This is a genomic window from Martelella mangrovi (assembly GCF_040545495.1).
GTDB lineage: Bacteria > Pseudomonadota > Alphaproteobacteria > Rhizobiales > Rhizobiaceae > Martelella > Martelella mangrovi.
In genome coordinates, this window is record NZ_JBEPLY010000001.1 from 420,000 (window position 1) to 440,413 (window position 20,414).

The following is a 20,414-nucleotide window of genomic DNA, read 5'->3' on the forward strand; positions in this document are numbered from 1 at the left end:
AAAGGAGATGAGTGGAGCGCTGAAGTCAGGTTTCGCGACCCCAGACCTCGATCTGGGTCAATGCTGGAAACGGCGAGGGGTCGTCTGCCTTGATGAGTTTTTCCAGCCGCACCCATTCGATCTCGCGTTCGGGAAAGGTGAAGCGCTGGCCGACCCCGGTTTTTTCAAGCGGAATGTCGATGCTGTGACCGTCGCTGAAGGTCAGGCGGGCTGCGGTCCACCAAGCGTCATGCGGGAAGTCGGCGCGGGTATGAAGCACGACGGAATGGGCGATGACCCTGCGGCCGAAGTCGACAGTCATGGTCGCGTCCGGGTCGCGGTTGATGCCCCAGCTTGTATAGGGCCAGAAGCCGTGGTCGTCGCTGGCGATTTCGCCGTCGATGGCGTTGCGGGCGGCAAAGGCCGCCTCGCCTCGAGTCTCGACGCTGGCAAAAGCATGCGGGTAGGCGGTGTCGTTGCCGTGATGATCTGTCGGGTTGAGGGCAATATTGCGGGTGCCGGAAAGCGCGTCTTCGCCGGTGACATGGGCTGAAATTCGGTGGCTGTCGCCTGAAAAGGCTGTCGGCGCATAAACGGTCTTTGCATCGCCGAAGGGAACGGGAAAGCTGAAACTGCGCTCTTTCAGCAGAACAATGGCCGGCGCCAGCGCATTGTCGATATTCAGCGTCACGAACACGTCCGGACTGTCGGTCTCGACGGTGATCCGGTCGCCGGCTTCATAGGCCTGTCGATAAAACAGCGAAACGGCCGTCGTGCCGGTCTTGCGGGCGCGCACCTGTCCGGTCTTGTCGAGAACGGAAAGTGTGATCTCCATGGGGGTCTCCGTCAATTGATTGTCAGCCTGAGCGTTTCGCCGTTCAGGGGAATAAGGATGCGATAGAGTGTGTCGGGCCAGGCGGCCCTGAGGCGCTGATCGGTGATCGCGATTGCCTCGACCAGCGGCCTTCCGCCGCCTTCAACGGCGATCTCGCCAAGGCCGGGAAGGGTGATCCGTTCCGCCGTCGCCTCCGGGCGCTCAACGACCATCAGCGACAGCGTGGCTTTCCGGTCGCCACGATATGTATCTGTTATTTCGATGCCTTTTCCCTTGGTAAGGGCCACTGCCCGGTGGTAGCGCCTGACGCCCGCTTCGCCCGGATAGGCGCCGGCAATGTCCATCGAAATGCAGGCGCGGTCGTCTTCAAGCGAAACGGCCACATCGCTTGCCGCGAAGGCTTCGCCATCCTGTTGCATGATGCCGTCGAAGCTCGGCAGATTGTGAAAAGCGGACTGCATGGTCCAGATTTCGTAGCGGCGGGGAGAGAAGGTTTTGGCTGTATAGTTTTCCACGCCGACATCGATGAGGAACGGCTTGCCGTCCCTGTAAAGCGTGAAACTGCCGGTGTCGTTGTGGTTATGGCTGTCGCCATTGTCGCCGGCCTTGACGGCGAGCGCGAAGCGATTGTCGCGCGCCGTCATCAGGCCGATGCTCGGGAAAAAACGGTCGCTGGCGGTCGGGCGCGGGGCCGTGTGGGCGGCAAGGTCGCCGGCTGTCATTGCGCCTTGCAGGCGGTAGAACAGGTTGATTTCTTCCGGCTCGTCGGGGGCGGGCGATTCTTTCCAGTCGGCGGCGGCGAAATCGGTCAGAAGCGTCGAGCCGACGGCCTTTCCGAAGAGATATTCGCGTGCGCCACAAAAGCCGGCCCGGGCGGATGAGTCGGCGAAGTTGAAATAGCGATCGCCGGCAACATGCATATGCGGAATGAACTCAGCGATGTTGCGGATCTTTTGCGCCTGCCACAGCGGCGCAAAGGCATCGGGCGCGACCGTCGCGAGGATATTCAGGGCGTTGAACAGGCAGAGCCCGGCATGCCGGTAGTAGAGCACGCCTTCCTCGCAGGCGCCATCCTCGCCGTAATCCTTCAGGAAGAAATCGAGGCTGGCCGCGGCCTTTTCGACGACGCTTCGGCGTGTCTTTTGGTCGAAAGGGCGGGCGAAAGCGGCGAGCATAACATTCTGGGTGCACCAGGCCGTCCAGTTGTTCATCGGCTCGTCGCCGCGGCCCATCCACCAGAAATGTTCTTCCAGATAGGGCCTGATGATGCGGTGGCTGATCTCGTGATCGAGCCGGGCGACGATCATCGGCGTGACCGCATCCAGTTCCGTTTCGAACAGGGCGGCAAGCACGGCCAGCTGGGCCCCGGTTTCGGCGGCGAACAGGTCGACCACAGGGCGGCGCGGGTCCGGCAGCGGCAGCGCCTTCGCGTCGCGGATATAGACATTGTGGGCGGGCAGCTGCCAGCCGCTTTCCTCGGCAATCAGCATTGCGCCGTCGATGATGCGGTCGAGATAGCGCCCGTCACCGGTAACGCATTCGCCAAGCGCCAGCGCATTCAGCATGCGCCGGCGCCGCATGTAGGGGGTCTCGTAGCCGATGCGGTCGCCGCTCAGGGAAAATGCGCGGTATCCGCTTGCCGTGAGAGCCGGCCATTCCGCAGCGCAGGTTTCGGCGGATTTCGTCAGTCGGGCCGCGTAGTCTTGAGGCAGGGATGACCATTTGTCGCGGTCGGCATAGGGCCAGGCCGGCGCGAACTGCGCAAAAATATCGGGCAAGGCCTCAAGGCGCTCACGAAACATTCCGTCCTCCCGGAACCGGGTGACCCTCTTGCGGCAAAGGGGTTTCTGCATGGTTCCAACTTGTTCTTTTTCCGTCTTCGGCTGCGCGCCTGACGCTGTCAAAGGCGGCTTCCGGAATCCGGACTTGGCTATCCCCTAGCACATATATGTGATAAATTTTAGTCAAAAAAATACATTTTGGGATACTTGTATTATATCTTTTACGAAGATAGGATAAGTCAAAATCGCGAACGTCCGTCAGGGCGGTCGCTAAAAGCATTCCGGGGTTGTTCCGATGTGGCAATCCCAAGGATGGGAGGGTCATGTGGCTGCCACCGGCTTGGATACCGCGAGCGGGCAAACGAGGAAAAAACGTCGCGTGCTGACCAAGCGTCAGCAGAAGCGGCGCGCCAGCCTCGTCGCCTATTCCTTCATTGCTCCGAACTTTATCGGTTTTGCCGTCTTCACGCTCGGGCCGATCATCTTCGCCTTCGCCCTTGCCTTCATGCACTGGGACGGCTCCAACCCGATCGAATTCGCCGGTCTTGCCAATTTCTTCGAGCTGTTTCACGACCGGGCCTTCCAGGCCGCCTTCTGGAACACGATCATCTACACGGTGTTTTCCGTGCCGCTGACCATGGCCTGCTCGCTCGGTCTCGCCATGCTGCTGAACAAGAAGATTTTCGGGCGCGATTTCTTCCGCGCGGCGATGTTCTTCCCCTATGTCGCCTCGCTGGTGGCTGCCGCCGTGGTCTGGAACATGCTGTTCAACCCGGAAATGGGCCCGGTCAACATGATCCTCTACACGTTCGGCATCGATCCGCAGAACCTGCCGGGCTGGGCTGCCGACAAGGACTGGGCGATGGTCACCATCATCCTGTTCGGCATCTGGAAACAGGCCGGTTATTTCATGGTGATCTATCTGGCCGGCCTTCAGGGCGTGAACCGTGAACTTTATGAAGCAGCCGATCTCGATGGCGCCAATTCCTGGCAGAAGTTCTGGAACGTGACGCTGCCGCAGCTGGCGCCGACCACCTTCTTCGTCTCGGTGATGCTGACCATCAACTCCTTCAAGGTGTTCGACCAGGTCTACATGATCACGCAAGGCGGGCCGGGGACTTCGACGCTGGTGCTGGTCTACCACATCTACAACGAGGCCTTCATCTCCTGGGATCTCGGCTATTCGAGCATGGTCGCGCTTGTTCTGTTCGTGCTGGTTCTGGCCGTGACGTTGATCCAGTTCCGCTTTTCGCGCAGCCTTGATTAGGGAGAGGGTGAGATGAAAATTTTCGGTCGCAAGATCAAACTGTCCACCATCGCTCTTTATGCGCTGATCATCGTCATCACGATCATCATGCTGCTGCCGTTTGCGTGGATGCTGTCGGCGTCGCTGAAGTTCAATCGCGAGGTTTTCGAGTTTCCGATCCACTGGATCCCGGAAAATCCGCGCTGGTCCAACTATGTGCAGATCTGGACCAAGATCCCGCTCGGCCTGTTCGTGTTCAACACCGCCAAGATCACGATCATGGTGACGCTGTTGCAGCTGTTCACCTCGTCGTTCGCGGCCTATGCCTTTGCCAAGCTGAAATTTCCCTACCGCGATGTGCTGTTCCTCGGCTACATCGCCACCATCGCCATGCCCTGGCAGGTCTACATGGTGCCGCAGTTCATCCTGATGCGGGAATTCGGGCTTTATAACACCCACTGGGCGCTGATTGCGCTGCAGGCGTTTACCGCCTTCGGGGTGTTCCTGATGAAGCAGTTCTACATGTCGATCCCGGATGAACTGTGCGAGGCGGCGCGCGTCGACGGCATGAACGAGTATCAGATCTGGTGGAAGATCATGCTGCCGCTGTCGAAGCCTGCCCTGTCGACGCTGACGATCTTTACCTTCGTCTTCGCCTGGAACGACTTCCTCGGCCCGATGATCTACCTGACGCAGACGGACCTGAAGACCATCCAGATCGGTCTTCGCATGTTCATCTCGCAGTATTCGGCCGAATACGGGCTGATCATGGCCGCCTCCGTCGTTGCAATCATCCCCGTTCTCGCCGTCTTCCTGGCGCTCCAGCGCTTCTTCGTCGAAGGCGTCGCCAATGCCGGACTGAAAGGCTGATCCTGATGACCGCTTACGAGAAAATCACCGCCGTCGCCCCGATCACCGATGCCGAAGTCGCCGATGCCATCAAGGTCGCCGTCGCACAGGTGCGTCGCAACCTGCCGGACTTCACCTATCGCCAGCAGAACCATTCGAGCGTCGATAATTTCTATCCGGCGATCGACAACGACCAGTGGACCTGCGGTTTCTGGCCGGGCGAGATCTGGCTGTCCTTTGAGCTGACCGGCGACAAGGTGTTTCAGCACGCCGCCCAGATCCAGGTGCAGAGCTTCCTGCACCGGATCGAGAACAAGATTGAAGTCGATCACCACGATATGGGCTTTCTCTATTCGCCGACCTGCGTTGCCGCCTGGAAACTGGTGGGCGACGAGGACGGGCGAAAGGCCGCGATCCTGGCTGCCGATCAGCTGATTGCGCGTTTCCATGACGTCGGCGGCTTCATTCAGGCCTGGGGCGAGATGGGCGCTGCGGAAAACTACCGCTACATCATCGACTGCCTGCTGAACCTGCCGCTGCTCTACTGGGCAAGCCGCGAGACGGGTGATGAAAAATATCGCGATATCGCCCGCATTCATGCGGCAACCACGCTTGCTCATTCCTTCCGCGAGGATGGATCGACCTATCACACCTTTTTCATGGACCCTGAAACCGGCGGTCCGGTGAAGGGCGTCACCGTTCAGGGCTATCGTGACGACAGCGACTGGGCGCGCGGGCAGGCATGGTCGGTCTATGGGCTGGCGCTCTCCTACCGCTACGACCCGAAACCGGAATATGCGACCATGTTCAAGAAGGCGCTCGATTTCTTCATGACGCGCCTGCCGGCCGACATGGTGCCTTATTGGGACATGATCTTTTCAGACGGCGATAACGAACCGCGCGATTCCTCCTCCGCCGCGATCGTCGCCTGCGGCCTCCTCGAAATGGCCGACATTGTCGGCGGCGAGGAGGCCGCACAGTATCGCGATATCGCCAAGCGTTTCGTGAAGAGCCTCGCCGATGGTTATGCCGTGAAGGACCCGGCGGTCTCCAACGGTCTCGTGCTCCACGGCACCTATTCGAAAAAGACCCCCTACAACACCTGCACGCCGGAAGGCGTCGACGAGTGCGTCTCCTGGGGCGACTACTATTATCTCGAGGCGTTGACGCGGCTTTCGCGCAACTGGTCCTCATACTGGTAACGCCCGAGGCGGTTTGAAAAGGATACGATTATGTCCGGTATCTCGCTGAGAAAACTGAGAAAAACATACGGCGCGCTGACAGTCGTTCACGACATCGATCTGGAAATCGCCGACAAGGAATTCATCATTCTGGTGGGCCCCTCCGGCTGCGGCAAATCGACCACGCTCAGGATGATTGCAGGGCTGGAAGAGGTTTCCTCGGGCGAACTCTATATCGGTGACGAACTTGTCAACGATGTGCCGTCAAAGGAACGCGATATCGCCATGGTCTTCCAGAATTATGCGCTCTATCCGCATATGACGGTCTACAAGAACATGGCATTTGGACTTCAGCTGAGAAAGGCGCCGGAAGCCGAGATCGATCAGAAGGTCCGCGAAACGGCGAAAATTCTCGATATCGAACATCTCCTCAACCGCAAGCCGAAGGCGCTTTCCGGCGGTCAGCGCCAGCGCGTGGCGCTGGGCCGCGCCATGGTGCGCAATCCGGAGGTATTCCTGCTCGACGAACCGCTGTCGAACCTTGATGCCAAGCTGCGCGGTTCGATGCGCACGGCAATCACCAAGCTGCACCGCCAGCTCGACAGCACCTTCATCTATGTGACCCACGACCAAGTGGAAGCCATGACCATGGCCGACCGGATCGTGGTGATGAAGGACGGTTATATCCAGCAGGTCGATACGCCGCAGATGCTCTACGACCACCCGGTCAACATGTTCGTGGCCGGCTTCATCGGCGCGCCGCAGATGAACATGCTGCCGGTCACCGTCGAGCGTGACGGCGACAACTGGATCGGCCGGTTCCATGAGACGGCGTTTCCGCTGCATGTTGGCGACAAGGCAGACAGGCTGGCGCCCTATGAGGGCAAGGAAATCATGCTCGGTCTCAGGCCGGAGAATTTCCATGAATCCCAGCCCTACGATATCGCGCCGGAGCTTACCTGCCCGTTCTCGGCGCTGGTCGATCTGGCCGAGCCGATGGGGGCTGAAATCCACCTCAATATGACCGCACACGGCCATGACATGATCGCGCGGGTGTCTCCGCGCTGCACGGCGAAGGATGGCGAAACCATCGAGCTGATCGCCGATCTCGTCAATCCGCATCTTTTCGACAAGGAAACGGAGCAATCCATTCTTTACTAGCACAACGGGTTTGAGGGGCGCGGGAGGCGTCTTCATATGAACTGGCTGACCAACTGGATGATGCGTGAAGGACCGGGCATTCCCAAGAATGCGCCGAAGAAGAAGGGTCTTGCCCTGTTCGCCTTCATCATTTTCCGCGAGGCCTGGGACCTGTTCAGGCTTAACCTGCTGATGCTGGTGTGTTCCATTCCCGTGGTCACCGCGCCTGCCGCGCTGGCCGCCGGCATGAGCATCACCAATGTGATGATCGAGGACGAAAACGTCTGGCTCTGGCGGGATTTCCGCCGCGCGTTTGGCCGTTATTTTCTAAAGGCCACGGGCTGGGGGCTTCTGGCCGCGCTGATCCTCGGCCTGTCAGGCTACGCGGTTTATATCTATGGCCAGCTTGCCCGCCATGCGCTGGTTTATGTCGTCCCGGTCGCCATTGGTGTCTGTGTCATCGCTTTTGTGGCCGCGGTCACGGTCTGCCTGTTTTCAGCGCTGACGCGGTTTCCGCTTTCCGGCAAGAGATTGCTGCAGGTGGCGCTTCTGGCAGCCCTTGCCCGGCCGTTGCCGGTGCTGGCGGGCCTCGTTTTCGTGGCGGCGCTCTGGCTCATCCATATCGCCTTTTATCCGGTCACCGTGTTCACCCCGGTGGTCTTCAACTTTTCCCTTGGCGCGCTCGCACTGGCATTTTCGGCGCACAAGGCAACCGGTTTCGCGTTCTCCCGTATCAGGGGGGTGGATAGTCCGGACGCGCAAACCATGGCAACGGCGCAAAAGCGCGCCTAAACGGAGGAGTAATCATGAAAAATCTGCTCAAACTGACCCTTCTGGCAACGGTCGGCCTGATGCCGCTTGCTGCCCAGGCACAGGACAAGACGACCATCAACTGGGCGCTCTGGGACTGGGATGCAACGGCCTATTACCAGCCGATCATCGATGCCTTCGAGGCCAAGTATCCCGATATCGAGGTTGAACACACCGATCTTGGTTCGGCCGACTTTCCGGCAATGCTGATGACCCAGCTTTCCGGCGGCGGCTCGGACCTCGACGTCGTTCTGGTGAAGGACACGCCAAGCTATGCAAACCTTGTGCGGACCAATCTCCTGACCCCGCTTACCGAAGATATCAAGGAAAACGGCATAGATACCGAAGCCTATGGCGGGCTGATCGAGGCGCTGACGGTTGATGGCAACATCTACGCCCTGCCGTTCCGTTCGGATGTCTGGATTCTGTATTACAACAAGGATCTGTTCGACGAAGCGGGTGTCGAGTACCCGACCAACGACATGACCTGGGACGAATTTGCCGAAAAGGCCCGTGCGCTGACAACCGGTTTCGGCGCCAACAAGACCTATGGCGGCCTGTTCCATACATGGCGTTCGACCGTGCAACTGCCCTGCATCATGGATGGCGAACACACGCTCGATGGCGGCTCCTACGAGTTTCTTGCGCCCTGCTATGAGCGTGTTCTGAGCCTTCAGGAAGACGGCGCGGTACAGTCCTACGCCCAGCTGAAAACCTCCGGCACGCATTATTCCGGTCCGTTCTACAACGGCGCTGTCGCGATGATGCCGATGGGCAGCTGGTTTATCGGCACCCAGATCCAGAAGGTCGAATCCGGTGAATCGCTGGCGACCAACTGGGGCATTGCCCGCTATCCGCATATCGAGGGCGTCGAGGCCGGCACAACGGCGGCCACGGTTACCTCCATCGGTGTTGCGGCCAATTCCGAGCACAAGGATGCGGCGATGAAGTTCGCCAATTTCATTGCCGGTCCCGAAGGCGCCAAGGTGATCGCGGAAACCGGCACCTTCCCGGCGCTGATGACCGATGACGCCCTGGCGACGATCGCCGCCAAGGAGGGCTTTCCGGAAGACGAGACCAGCAAGGGCGCTCTGAAGACGGTTCGCAGCTATCTCGAAATGCCGGTCAACCTGAAAGCGGCCGATATCGAGGTTGTGCTCAACCGGGCGCATGACAACATCATGACCGACAACATCTCGATTGAAGATGGCCTGGCGGACATGGATGAGGGCGTTCAGCAGGTCCTGAACAAGTAAACCCGCTTTGTAAAATTGCACGCTCCGGCCTTGCGGCCGGGGCGTGTCGTGTCTTCTGCACTTCATTCTTTCGGCAGCCCTGCCAAAAAAAGTCCGTCTTCTTGATATGTCAGGTTGACGATACCGTTCTTTCAGCATCACATGCGCGTCGTAATTCAGGGAGGGGATCATGGTTGACACCGTTTCACTGCGTGAGGCTTTTGCGGAGCGTTTCGGCGGCACCCCGCAGCTTTTCCGCGCGCCCGGACGGGTGAACCTGATCGGCGAACATACCGATTACAATGATGGCTTTGTCATGCCGGCAGCGCTCGAATTCGAGGCGCAGGCCGCGGCATCCGTGCGCGATGACCGCATCATCCGCATTCACTCGCTCAACAATGGCCAAAGCGCCGAAATCGACCTTTCGGCGGCGGGAAATACGCCGCGCGGTGACTGGACGGATTATGCCTTCGGCGTTGCCGTCATGCTCGAGGCGGCCGGAAAACAGATTTCCGGTGCGGATATTCTGGTGTCTTCGAGTGTTCCCGTCGGTTCCGGCCTTTCGTCTTCGGCCGCACTCGAGGTGGTGGTCGGCTACACCCTGCTTTCGCTCTCCGGCCATGCGGTCGATACCGTCGAACTGGCCCAGATCTGCCAGAAGGCGGAAAACGACTATGTCGGCATGCGCTGTGGCATCATGGATCAGTTCATCTCCTGCAACGGCGTGCATGACCATGCGCTGATGATCGATTGCCGCTCGCTTGAGCGAAAGCCGGTGCCGATCGATCCGAAGGCGCGCATCGTGGTGGCCAATTCCATGGTGCACCATGCACTTGCCGATGGCGAATACAACAAGCGCCGGAATTCCTGCGAGGAGGGCGTGCGCCTGCTGACGCCTGCGCTCGGCGATATTGCGGCGCTGCGCGATGTCAGCTTCGCCGCGCTTGAGGAAAACCGTGATTTCCTGCCCGAACTCACCTATCGCCGCTGCCGCCATATCGTCACCGAAAACGAGCGTGTGCTGACGGCCGCCGAAGTGCTGGAGCGCGGCGATCTCGAAGCCTTCGGGCAGTTGATGAACGCGTCGCACGCCTCGATGCGCGATGATTACGAGATTTCCTGCGCGGAGGTCGACACGCTGGTGGATATCGCCCAGAACCAGCCGGGCGTGTTCGGCGCGCGGATGACCGGCGGCGGTTTCGGCGGCTGTGTGGTCGCCCTGGTTGCCGCCGAGGCCGTCGATGGCTTTATCGAAAATGTGCGGGTGGCCTATCGTGAGGCCACGGGCCACACCTCCGATATTTTTGCCTGCGCGCCGCAGGATGGCGCCGGTCCCCTTGACCAATAAAAGGGATGGCCGGATGAACGAGACGACAAGGACTTGAGCCGATGAACATGTTTTCCGATCACCCGCATCGCCGTTATAACCCGCTTTCCGGCGAATGGGTTCTGGTTTCCCCCCATCGCGCCAAACGCCCCTGGCAGGGCCAGGTTGAGGATGCGGTGGTGCCGGATATGCTCGCCCATGATCCGGAATGCTATCTTTGCGCCGGCAATACCCGCATCAACGGCGAGAAAAACCCGGACTATGAAAGCACCTTCGTCTTCGACAATGATTTTGCCGCGCTGACCGAGGACGCGCCGAAACAGCGCTTCGAGGACGGGCTGCTGCTGGCCGAAGGCGAAAGCGGCATCTGCCGCGTCATCTGTTTTTCGCCGCGCCATGATCTCACACTCGCCCGCATGCCGGTCGCCGATATCGCCAAGGTGGTCGATACCTGGGTTGCCCAATATGAAGAACTCGGCATCCACCCCCATATCAGCCATGTCCAGATCTTCGAAAATCGTGGCGCGATGATGGGTTGCTCCAACCCTCATCCGCACGGCCAGATCTGGGCAAGCCGCAGCCTGCCCAATGAAGCGGCGAAGGAAACCGAAAATCAGCGTGCCTATTACGAAAAGCACGGCACGCCGTTGCTGATGGCCTACCTGCAACAGGAACTGGCGCTTGGCGAACGTATCCTGTTCGAAAATGACGGCTTCGTGGTGCTGGTGCCCTATTGGGCGGTCTGGCCGTTCGAAACCATGGTGCTGCCCAAACGTCATATCCGCTCGATGGAAGAGATGACGGAGAAGGAACGCGAGGATCTTGCCGAGGCGTTGTCGAAGATCACCATACGCTACGACAATCTGTTCAAGACCTCTTTCCCCTATTCCATGGGGTTCCACCAGCGCCCGACCGATGGTCATGATCATGATGAATGGGTGATGCATGCCCATTTCCTGCCGCCGCTGTTGCGCTCGGCAACAGTGAAGAAATTCATGGTCGGTTTCGAACTGCTCGGCTCGCCGCAGCGCGATCTGACCGCCGAACAGGCCGCCGACCGGCTGCGTGATCTCCCCGAAACCCATTATCTCGCTGGCTGATCAACCGGCAGAACCAGGATTATGAAGGCCGGCGGCAGACTGCTGCCGGTGACGACGCGCGAAGACGCAGAAAGAGGAGCAATGTCTTCACAGCCGAACATCGCATGGCTTGCCGACCCGCAGGTGTTTGCGGTCAACCGTCTCGATCCCGTCTCCGATCATATTGCCTGGCCGTCTGCCGAAGCCGCATCACGCGGGACGGACAATCCGTTGCGTCAGAGCCTTTCCGGCCGCTGGGCCTTCAGCCTGGCGGACAATGTCGATGCGCGTCCCGAAGGTTTTCATGCGCGCGATTTTGATGTTTCCGGCTGGGATGCGATCGAAGTGCCCGGCTATATGCAGCTTCAGGGGTTCGGGAAAAACCAGTACGTCAACACGCAATATCCCTGGGAGGGCCGCGAGGCCCTGCGGCCGCCGGAGGTGGCAAGGGACAATCTCGTTGGTTCGTACATACGTGATTTCACCTTCACCAGCATACCCGGAACCGGCCGGGTGGTGCTGACATTCGACGGTGTCGAGACGGCGTTCTTCGTCTGGCTCAACGGCGTGTTCGTGGGCTATGGCGAGGACAGTTTCACGCCCTCGCGCTTCGATGTCACCGGCCTGATCGCCGATGGCGAAAACCGGCTGGCGGTTCAGGTGTTCCAGCGCTCGTCGGCAAGCTGGATCGAGGATCAGGATTTCTGGCGGCTGACCGGTATTTTCCGCGATGTCTGGCTGGAAAAGCAGCCGGCGCTTCATCTTGAAGACCTGTTCGTCACCACCGATCTTTCCGACGATTTTACTGCGGCAAAGCTGAAGCTCGCGATGAAAATCGCGTTCGCGGACCCCGGTGTGCGTGTTGAAGTGGCGCTTTCAGACCGGGACGGCAATTGGGTGGTTGCGCCGCAGAATTTCGCAGCGGCAGAGGACATGGAACCGGTCTTCGATGTCGCGTCGCCGGACCTTTGGAGCGCCGAAGCGCCCAATCTCTACGATCTGGCCATTACCCTGAGAAATGCCGACGGGACGACCGCCGAATTCATCGCCGAACGTGTCGGCTTCCGCCGGTTCGAGATCGTCGACAGGGTCATGCATCTGAACGGCAGGCGCATCGTCTTCAACGGTGTCAACCGGCACGAGTTCAATCCGGTCCGGGGCCGGGCGGTGACATATGAGGACATGCTGTTTGATGTGCGCTTCTTCAAGCGCAACAACATCAACGCGGTGCGCACCAGCCATTATCCCAACCAGTCGGCCTTCTACCGGCTGTGCGATGAATACGGGCTTTATGTGATCGACGAGGCAAATCTGGAAAGCCATGGGTCGTGGCAGAAGGATAACAAGATCGAGCCGAGCTGGGTGGTGCCCGGCGACCGGCCGGACTGGCGCGACTGCGTGCTGGACCGGGGCCGTTCGATGCTGGAGCGCGACAAGAACCACGCTTCCATCCTGATCTGGTCCTGCGGCAATGAAAGCTTCGGCGGCCGCGTCATTTACGATATGTCGAACTGGCTGCGCGCGCGCGATCCCTCGCGGCTGGTCCATTACGAGGGCGTCTTTCACGACCGGCGGTATGACGGCACATCCGACATGGAAAGCCGGATGTATGCGCGGCCCGGGGATGTTGAGGCGTGGCTGAAAGACGATCCGCAAAAGCCGTTCATCCTGTGCGAATATACCCATGCCATGGGCAATTCCTGCGGCGGTATGCATCTTTATACCGATCTTGCCGACAAATATCCGCACTATCAGGGCGGCTTCATCTGGGACTATATCGATCAGGCGCTGGCTTTGGGCGATGGCAAGGGCGACCGCCGGCTCGGCCTCGGTGGTGATTTCGATGACCGGCCGTCCGATTATACCTTCTGCACCGATGGCATCGTGACCGCGTGGCGGGAGGAAACGCCGAAAGTTCAGGAAGTCAGGGCGCTCTATCAGCCTTTCGCCATCAGTCCTGCGCGTGAGGCGGTGACGATCCGCAACCGCAACCTGTTCGTCTCTTCCGCTGCATTGTCTCTTGGCATCCGGCTTTTGAAGGATGGCGTCGCGGTGTTTTCAACCACGATGGAACCGGAGATTGCGGCGGGTGAAACCGCGACCGTGCCGTTCGATCTGCCCGGCGACCTTGCACCCGGTGAATATGCCGTACAGGCATCGCTGTGCCTGAAGGCGAAAACGCTGTGGGCGGAAGCCGGCCATGAGGTCGCCTTCGGCGAACATGTCTTCCAGGTGGAGGGCGATGTTGCAGCTTCCGCGCCGGTGGCGTTGAAGCCCATCCGCGGTGATCTTCACCTCGGTGTTGAAACGCCGGACTATTCTGCACTGTTTTCGGAAATCTTCGGCGGCATGACCTCGCTGAGGGCGGACGGCATCGAGTTCATGCGCCGCCCGCCGCGCCTCACCTTCTGGCGGGCGATGACCGACAATGACCGCGGCCGTAATCACGGCTTCGATTGTGCTGTCTGGCAGGCGGCAAACCTTTATTACAAGCGCGGGCCGGTGGTGGTTGACGCCGAGGGCGACGAGCCATCCGTGCGTTACCGTTTCACGCTGCCCGGTCTTGCTGTTGAGCCGGAGGTCACCTATCGGGTCGGGCGCGACGGGCGTATCCATGTCACGGCTGGTTTTCCGGGGGCTGAGGGGCTGTCCAATCTGCCGATATTCGGCCTGCAGTTCACCATGGCGCCGGCATTCGACCGCTTCCGCTATTACGGGCTCGGGCCGGAGGAAAACTATGCCGACCGGTGCCGCGGCGCGCGTCTGGGTATCGACGAGCGGTCCGTTGCCGGCAATCTCACGCCCTATTCGGTGCCGCAGGAATGCGGAAACCGCACCGGCACGCGTTTTGCCGAAGTGATGGATGAAAACGGCCGGGGCCTGCGCTTTGCTGCCGAAGGAAAGCCGTTCGAATTCAACGCGCTGCCCTATGGCACGATGGAGCTTGAGACGGCGGAACGGCCGGAGGAACTGCCGCCGGTTACCAAAACGGTGGTGACGATCGCCGCGCGGCAGATGGGTGTCGGCGGTGATGACAGCTGGGGCGCGCCGGTGCACGACCCCTACAACATACCTTCCAATGAACCGCTTTCTCTCGCATTCTCTGTCGTGCCGATCGGTTTAAAAGGCAATTCGTGATTTCAGGGCACGTTTCGTGCTGACAAGGAGATTGATGAAATGGCAATACTCGTAACAGGCGGCGCCGGCTATGTCGGCAGTCATATGGCGCATGCACTCACCGACCGCGGCGAAGATGTCGTGGTGATCGACGATCTTTCGACCGGGCACCGCGAACTGATCCCGGAAAAGGCGAAGCTGGTTGAAGGCGACATTGCCGACAAGAAGCTGGTTTCCAAGCTGATCGCCGATGAAAACATCAATGCCATCGCCCATTTCGCCGGCTCCATCGTGGTGTCCGATTCCGTCTCTGATCCGCTGACCTATTACGAAAACAACACGGTCAAATCGCGCGCGCTGATCGAGACGGCGGTTGCCGCGAAGGTCGAGGCCTTCCTGTTTTCCTCCACCGCTGCCGTCTACGGCGAGCCGGGCGTCGATCTGCTGGACGAGGAGCAGAACCTGCAGCCGGTTTCGCCCTATGGCTGGTCCAAGCTGATGACCGAGGTGATGCTGCGTGACAGTGCGGCAGCCTACGGCCTGAAATATGCGGCCTTGCGTTATTTCAACGTCGCCGGTGCCGATCCTCAGGGCCGTACCGGCGAGACCCGTGAGCATGCCACCCACCTGATCGAGATCGCCGCGCAGGCCGCCACCGGACGGCGCAACCGCATGCAGATCTTCGGCACGGATTATCCCACGCCGGACGGCACCTGCTTGCGCGACTATATCCACGTCACCGACCTGATCGATGCCCATGTGAAGGCGCTGATGCACCTTTTGAACGGCGGCGACAACTTTGTCGCCAATTGCGGCTATGGTCACGGCTTTTCGGTGCTTGAGGTGGTCGGTGCCATCAAGCGCGTTTCCGGCGTCGATTTCCGCGTCGACATGGCCGAGCGCCGCCCCGGCGATCCGCCGGCGCTGGTGGCCGATTCCGCCCGGGTGCGCGAAATCCTCGGCTGGGCGCCGCAATATGACGATCTCGAAACCATCGTCCGCCACGCGCTGGCTTGGGAAGACCAGCTGGTGAAGGGCCGCGTCAAGCTGTAACAGAGACCCGCCGACGCCGGGCAGTCAGTGTCCGGCGTCGGTGGGCGAAACCTTGATCGCGCCGGGTTTGCGCATGATCAGCACCAGCGGCATCAGTGCGATGGTCACGAGCATCATCAGCTTGAAATCATCGAGATAGGCGATCATTGCCGCCTGCAGGTTGATTTCCGAATTGACCAGGAACACCAGAATTTGATGACCGAAGCCGGTTTTTTCCGCGACATCGGCGAGGCGCGGGCCGCTTTCGACGATCTTTGCGGTCATTTCCGTGCGGTTGATGGCGATGTTCCAGGCAAGCACTGTCGAAAGCAGCGAGATGCCCACGCTGGAACCGATATTGCGCACCAGGTTGAACACGCCGGCCGCTTCCGCCCGGTAGCGCGCCTCGAGCGTTGCATAGGCAAGCGCGGAGAGCGGCACGAAGACGAGGCCAAGACCAAAACCCTGAATGATGCCCGTCACGATGATCGGCTGTTCGCCCATGCTGACGGAAAAGCCCGTCATCATATGCATGGACCAGGCTGTGAGCGACAGGCCGAGCAGGATGGCGATGCGGCTATCGATCCGGTTGGAGAGCCGGCCATAGATCATCATCGCGATCATCGTGCCCAATCCGCGCGGGGCCATGATCAGGCCCGAACGGCTGGCGGTATAGCCGAGCACGTCCTGTAACATGGCCGGCAGCAGCGCCGAGCCGCCGAGGACCATGGCGCCGACCAGCGCGCTCAGGGCAAGGGCTGTCAGCAGGTTCTTGTCCTTGAGCACATGCAGTGAAATGAACGGGTCGCGGGCGTTGCGGATATGGATGCCGAAAACCCAGAGGCCGGAGACGAACAGGCCGGTCTCGATCCAGATTTCCGTCGACTGGAACCAGTCTTCGGCCTGCCCGCGGTCGAGCACCAGCTGCAGCGCGCCGATGGCAATGGCCAGCATGGCGAAACCGAAAAAGTCAAAGCGGCGCACCTTTGGCGGCGTCTTTGGCAGGAACAGCATCATGCCGACAATGGCCAGAATACCGACCGGCAGATTGACGTAGAAGACATAGCGCCAGCCCCAGTTCTCCGTCAGCCAGCCGCCCAGCGTCGGGCCGATGATCGGGCCGAGCATGACGCCCATGCCCCATATGGCCATGGCCTGACCATGGCGTTCGCGGGGGTTGATGTCGAGCAGAACGGTTTGCGACAGCGGCACGAGGCAGGCGCCGAACAGGCCCTGGAGTACGCGGAACACGACCATTTCGTTGAGGCTTGAGGCCATGCCGCAGGCCATCGAGGCGACAACGAACCCGGCTGCGGAAACAATAAAAACCTGCCGAAGGCCGAAGCGGTCGGACAGCCAGCCGGTGACCGGCGTGATGATTGCCGAGGCAACGATATAGGAGGTCAGAACCCAGGTGATCTGATCCTGGCTGGCGCCAAGCGAGCCGCGCATGGATGGCAACGCCACATTGGCAATGGTGGTGTCCAGCACCTGCATGATGGTTGCCAGCATGATGGATATGGACAACAGGCCCTTGAAGGGAACGTTGAGCATATCCATCGGCTCGGCCGTGGCGTCACTCATTCCGCGCACCGGTTGCGGCAATTGCCGTCTCGCCGAGACCAAGAGCTGCCAGCCCGTTTTCAACGAAGTGCGGCAGGCCGCGCGCATGTCCGGTATCGACGTCGACCGTGGCGCTCATGCCGATGCGCAGCGGCGGCGCACGGTCATCGAGGTTGAGCGCGATGCGGACCGGAACGCGCTGGACCACCTTGACCCAGTTGCCGCTGGCGTTCTGGGCGGGGATCAGTGAAAAGGCCGAGCCGGTGCCGGCGCCGATGCTTTCAACCGAACCGCTGATGGTCGTGTCGGGATAGGCATCGATCGTGACTTCGACCGGCTGGCCCGCCCGCATGTGGGTCAGTTCCGTTTCCTTGAAATTCGCCTCGATCACGGTCGAAGCGGTTTCGACAAGGGTGAGCACACTGGACGCGGTGGAGACATACTGGCCGGGTCTGAGCGACGTGGTCTGGGTGACGATGCCATCGGCGGGCGCCGTGACCCTTGTGCGTTCCAGGTTGAGTTCTGCCGCCGAAAGCCTTGCAAGGGCAGCCATGACATCCGGATGTCTGTCGGTTTCGATCTCCGGGTCGCCGCCAAGGGCAGCTCTGGCGCTGGCGACGTCCTGTCTGGCGCCGGTGACCGAGCCTTCGGCTGTCTTCAGCGTCAGGTCGGCCTCGTCGAGCGCGGTCTGGCTGACTGCGCCCTGGCCAAGAAGCGTCTTCTGGCGGCTCTGGCGCGTGCGGGCGATATCCAGTGCCTTTTCGGCGGTGTCGAGCTGGGCAACGGCTTTCAGATAGTCGGTTTTCAGTTTCTCGACATCCAGTCTTGCCGAAGCGACCGCGGCTTTCGCCTGGTCAACGGCGTTTACATAGGTTGCATCGTCGATCCGGAACAGCAGGCTGCCTTTGTCGATCCGGTCGTTTTCGCCGGGGCCGATCGCAACAATCTCGCCGCTGACCTGCGGCACGATCCGCACCTGATCCTGGCTGACATAGGCATTTTCGGTCGAGACGATGCGTCCGCCGGTGACATAGACATAACCGCCGATGACGGCCAACAGCACCGGCACCGAGGCCATCAGGATAAGACGGCCCGGCCTGCGGCGTTTTGCGGAAACCGTGTTTGCATTATTTTCGTCGGCAGCCATTGTCGGCTCGACCGAAACATTCTGGTCGGAGGAACTGCTCATGACCTTTTCCTGGAAGAATGGCCGTTGTCGCGGCGGAATTGTCAATTGGGACATTGGCAAATAGGATACATTAATGTATCTAATATTACCGATGTGTCCTGTCAATAGGATTCATTGGTGTTTCTTATTGAGGTGTAGATGTCGAATCCGAAGCCCGAACGCAGACGTGGCGAAGCACTGGAAGCCGCGATCCTTGAGGCCGCGTGGGACGCGCTGATGGAAGCGGGCTATGCCGCGTTGACCATGGAGGCGGTCGCAAGGCGAGCAGGCACCAGTCGGCCGGTGCTTTACCGCCGCTGGCCGAATGTCGCGGAACTGACGGTTGCGGCCATGCGCCACCATCTGGCCGCCAATCCGCTCGAGATTCCCGATACGGGCAATCTGAGAGACGATGTGATCGGCCTCATGCGTCACATCGTCGAACGGCGCACACGTATGGGCTCGTTGATTTCGGTCGAGCTCAGCGGTTTTTTCCGCGAGACCAATTCCAGTCCGGCCAAGCTGAAGACCCAGATCGTCTCGCGCGAACAGCATGTCATGGAAATATTGCTGAGCCGGGCAATCGCGCGCGGCGAGATCGAGGACCGGGTTATTCGACCGCGCGTCATCTCGCTGCCGGTCGATCTTCTGCGCAACGAGATGATGATGACGCTGGAACCGGCGAGCGATCAATCGATCGCGGAGATCACAGACGAAATATTCCTGCCGCTTGTTGGTTATCGCGGCGGCCGTGAATAGAGCCTGAGAAGATGAAGGCAGGCGGTGTTAGAGCCTGCCGATATAGTCGGCCAGCCGCTCGGCCGCGTCTTCCAGCTGGCCGGCATTGCGCAGGAAGCAGGCCCTGAGGAACGGTTCTCCGCCCGGCCCGAAGGCGGAGCCGGGTGCAAGGCCGACGCCGGTCTTGTCGACGATATCCAGTGCTGCCCGGCGGCTGTCGGTGATGCCGTCGATTTTCAGGAAGGCATAAAGCGCGCCGTCGGGCTTCAGCGTTTCGACCCTGTTGGTGGCCAGAAGCCGGTCGCAGAGAATGTCGCGGCCGGCGCGGGCGCGCTCGAAATTCTCGGCAATGACGTGGTCGCCGTCGCGTATGGCGGCAAGCGCGCCCTGCTGCATGAACTGGGCCACGCCGGACGTGGTGTATTGCACGAGGTTTTCGATGGTGTCGCCGATTTCCGGCGGCGCCACCAGCCAGCCCACACGCCAGCCGGTCATCGACCAGTTCTTCGAAAACGAATTGACGAACACGATCCGGTCGCCCTCTTCCATGATGTCGAGGAAGGACGGCGCACGGCCGCCGGCGAAATGATAAAGGGCGTAAATCTCGTCCGCCAGGATCCAGATGCCATGCCGCCGCGCAATCTCAAGCAGGGCGGAAAGGTCTGAAAGGCTTGCCGTCCACCCGGTCGGGTTGGCCGGCGTGTTGACGAAGATCATCCGGGTTTTGTCGGTGATCGCCGCTTCCACCCGGGCCGGATCGAGGTTCCAGCGACCGTTGGTAAATTCGAGCGGCACGCCGACTTGTCTTGCGCCCGACACACCGAGAGCGGCCGCGATGTTCGGCCAGGCGGGGGTGAAATAGATCGCCTCCTCGCCGACATCCGTCATCGCCTCGACCATGATCTTGATCGCATGCATGCCCGAGCCGGTGACATAGATATGCTCCGGCGACAGTTTTGCGCCGAAATGGCGGGCATAATAATCGGCGATTGCCGCGCGCAGCGGCGGAATGCCGCGCTGATGGGTATAGAAGGTTTCGCCATTGTCGAGTGCAACCCTGGCCGCATCGGAGATGAACTGCGGCGTCGGCAGATCGCCCTCGCCGGCCCACAGCGGCAGAAGATTGTCGCGCTCGCGGCCATAATTGATGATTTCGACGATGCCGCTTTCCGGCGCTTGCGTGGCCCTTCGGCTGAGGCTGTCTGTCAATGTCATGCAGGGTTCTCCGTGGTCATCCTGTTGTAATGCGGAGAACCGTCTGCGTTCCATCAAATTCGAGCCCGGAATCATTGTTTTTTGTGATGGTTCCTGCTGCAACAGTCGCATTTCAAACC

Annotated in this window: 16 protein-coding genes; 11 read left to right on the top strand and 5 right to left on the bottom strand. The window is 60.3% G+C overall.

Annotated elements, in window-relative coordinates; genetic code table 11:
* Positions 1–25: 25 nt before the first annotated feature.
* Together ABID12_RS01985 and ABID12_RS01990 are read right to left on the bottom strand one after the other, a co-directional pair.
* On the bottom strand, positions 26–814 hold the full coding sequence (locus tag ABID12_RS01985; protein WP_354432885.1) for a DUF7402 domain-containing protein: 789 nt from the start codon (positions 812–814) through the stop codon (positions 26–28).
* Positions 815–825: 11 nt separating this feature from the next.
* Positions 826–2,616 (bottom strand): heparinase II/III domain-containing protein, encoded by a 1,791-nt coding sequence (locus ABID12_RS01990; protein ID WP_354432886.1) that lies wholly within the window; start codon positions 2,614–2,616, stop codon positions 826–828.
* Positions 2,617–2,920: 304 nt separating this feature from the next.
* Here ABID12_RS01990 and ABID12_RS01995 point away from each other — a divergent pair, with 304 nt between their 5' ends.
* The 10 genes from ABID12_RS01995 (at position 2,921) to galE (ending at position 15,632) form a co-directional block, all read left to right on the top strand.
* On the top strand, positions 2,921–3,862 hold the full coding sequence (locus ABID12_RS01995) for a carbohydrate ABC transporter permease (RefSeq protein WP_227023688.1): 942 nt from the start codon (positions 2,921–2,923) through the stop codon (positions 3,860–3,862).
* 12 nt (positions 3,863–3,874) lie between these two features.
* The gene (locus tag ABID12_RS02000; RefSeq protein ID WP_354432887.1) at positions 3,875–4,711 is read left to right on the top strand and encodes a carbohydrate ABC transporter permease; all 837 of its coding nucleotides are present in this window, start codon (positions 3,875–3,877) and stop codon (positions 4,709–4,711) included.
* 5 nt (positions 4,712–4,716) lie between these two features.
* Positions 4,717–5,892 carry a glycoside hydrolase family 88 protein gene (locus ABID12_RS02005; RefSeq protein ID WP_354432888.1) on the top strand — a complete coding sequence of 392 codons (1,176 nt, stop codon included), beginning with the start codon at positions 4,717–4,719 and terminating at the stop codon, positions 5,890–5,892.
* A 30-nt stretch (positions 5,893–5,922) separates the two neighbouring features.
* On the top strand, positions 5,923–7,032 hold the full coding sequence (locus ABID12_RS02010; protein WP_354432889.1) for an ABC transporter ATP-binding protein: 1,110 nt from the start codon (positions 5,923–5,925) through the stop codon (positions 7,030–7,032).
* Between the two features lie 36 nt (positions 7,033–7,068).
* Positions 7,069–7,803 carry a DUF624 domain-containing protein gene (locus ABID12_RS02015; RefSeq protein ID WP_354432890.1) on the top strand — a complete coding sequence of 245 codons (735 nt, stop codon included), beginning with the start codon at positions 7,069–7,071 and terminating at the stop codon, positions 7,801–7,803.
* Positions 7,804–7,817: 14 nt separating this feature from the next.
* Positions 7,818–9,077 carry an ABC transporter substrate-binding protein gene (locus ABID12_RS02020; RefSeq protein ID WP_319518130.1) on the top strand — a complete coding sequence of 420 codons (1,260 nt, stop codon included), beginning with the start codon at positions 7,818–7,820 and terminating at the stop codon, positions 9,075–9,077.
* A gap of 169 nt (positions 9,078–9,246) precedes the next feature.
* Complete coding sequence (locus ABID12_RS02025) at positions 9,247–10,404, top strand: galactokinase (RefSeq protein WP_354432891.1); 1,158 nt, start codon at positions 9,247–9,249, stop codon at positions 10,402–10,404.
* 41 nt (positions 10,405–10,445) lie between these two features.
* The gene (locus tag ABID12_RS02030) at positions 10,446–11,483 is read left to right on the top strand and encodes a UDP-glucose--hexose-1-phosphate uridylyltransferase (RefSeq protein WP_354432892.1); all 1,038 of its coding nucleotides are present in this window, start codon (positions 10,446–10,448) and stop codon (positions 11,481–11,483) included.
* A gap of 81 nt (positions 11,484–11,564) precedes the next feature.
* Positions 11,565–14,600, top strand: coding sequence for a beta-galactosidase, LacZ type (gene lacZ / locus ABID12_RS02035; RefSeq protein ID WP_354432893.1), 3,036 nt, complete (start codon positions 11,565–11,567; stop codon positions 14,598–14,600).
* 39 nt (positions 14,601–14,639) lie between these two features.
* Entirely contained in the window at positions 14,640–15,632 is a 993-nt protein-coding gene (galE, locus tag ABID12_RS02040; RefSeq protein WP_354432894.1) for a UDP-glucose 4-epimerase GalE, read from the top strand.
* A 24-nt stretch (positions 15,633–15,656) separates the two neighbouring features.
* Here the strand turns inward: galE and ABID12_RS02045 are convergent, their stop codons facing one another.
* The gene (locus ABID12_RS02045) at positions 15,657–17,195 is read right to left on the bottom strand and encodes a DHA2 family efflux MFS transporter permease subunit (RefSeq protein WP_354432895.1); all 1,539 of its coding nucleotides are present in this window, start codon (positions 17,193–17,195) and stop codon (positions 15,657–15,659) included.
* Positions 17,188–18,363 (bottom strand): HlyD family secretion protein, encoded by a 1,176-nt coding sequence (locus ABID12_RS02050; RefSeq protein ID WP_354432896.1) that lies wholly within the window; start codon positions 18,361–18,363, stop codon positions 17,188–17,190. The genes ABID12_RS02045 and ABID12_RS02050 overlap by 8 nt, the downstream gene beginning before the upstream one ends.
* Before the next feature lie 138 nt (positions 18,364–18,501).
* Here ABID12_RS02050 and ABID12_RS02055 point away from each other — a divergent pair, with 138 nt between their 5' ends.
* Entirely contained in the window at positions 18,502–19,101 is a 600-nt protein-coding gene (locus ABID12_RS02055) for a TetR/AcrR family transcriptional regulator (protein ID WP_354432897.1), read from the top strand.
* 27 nt (positions 19,102–19,128) lie between these two features.
* Here ABID12_RS02055 and ABID12_RS02060 read toward each other — a convergent pair whose 3' ends face one another.
* A complete protein-coding gene (locus ABID12_RS02060) occupies positions 19,129–20,295 on the bottom strand; it encodes a pyridoxal phosphate-dependent aminotransferase (RefSeq protein ID WP_354432898.1) in 1,167 nt (388 codons plus the stop codon).
* Positions 20,296–20,414 lie beyond the last annotated feature (119 nt).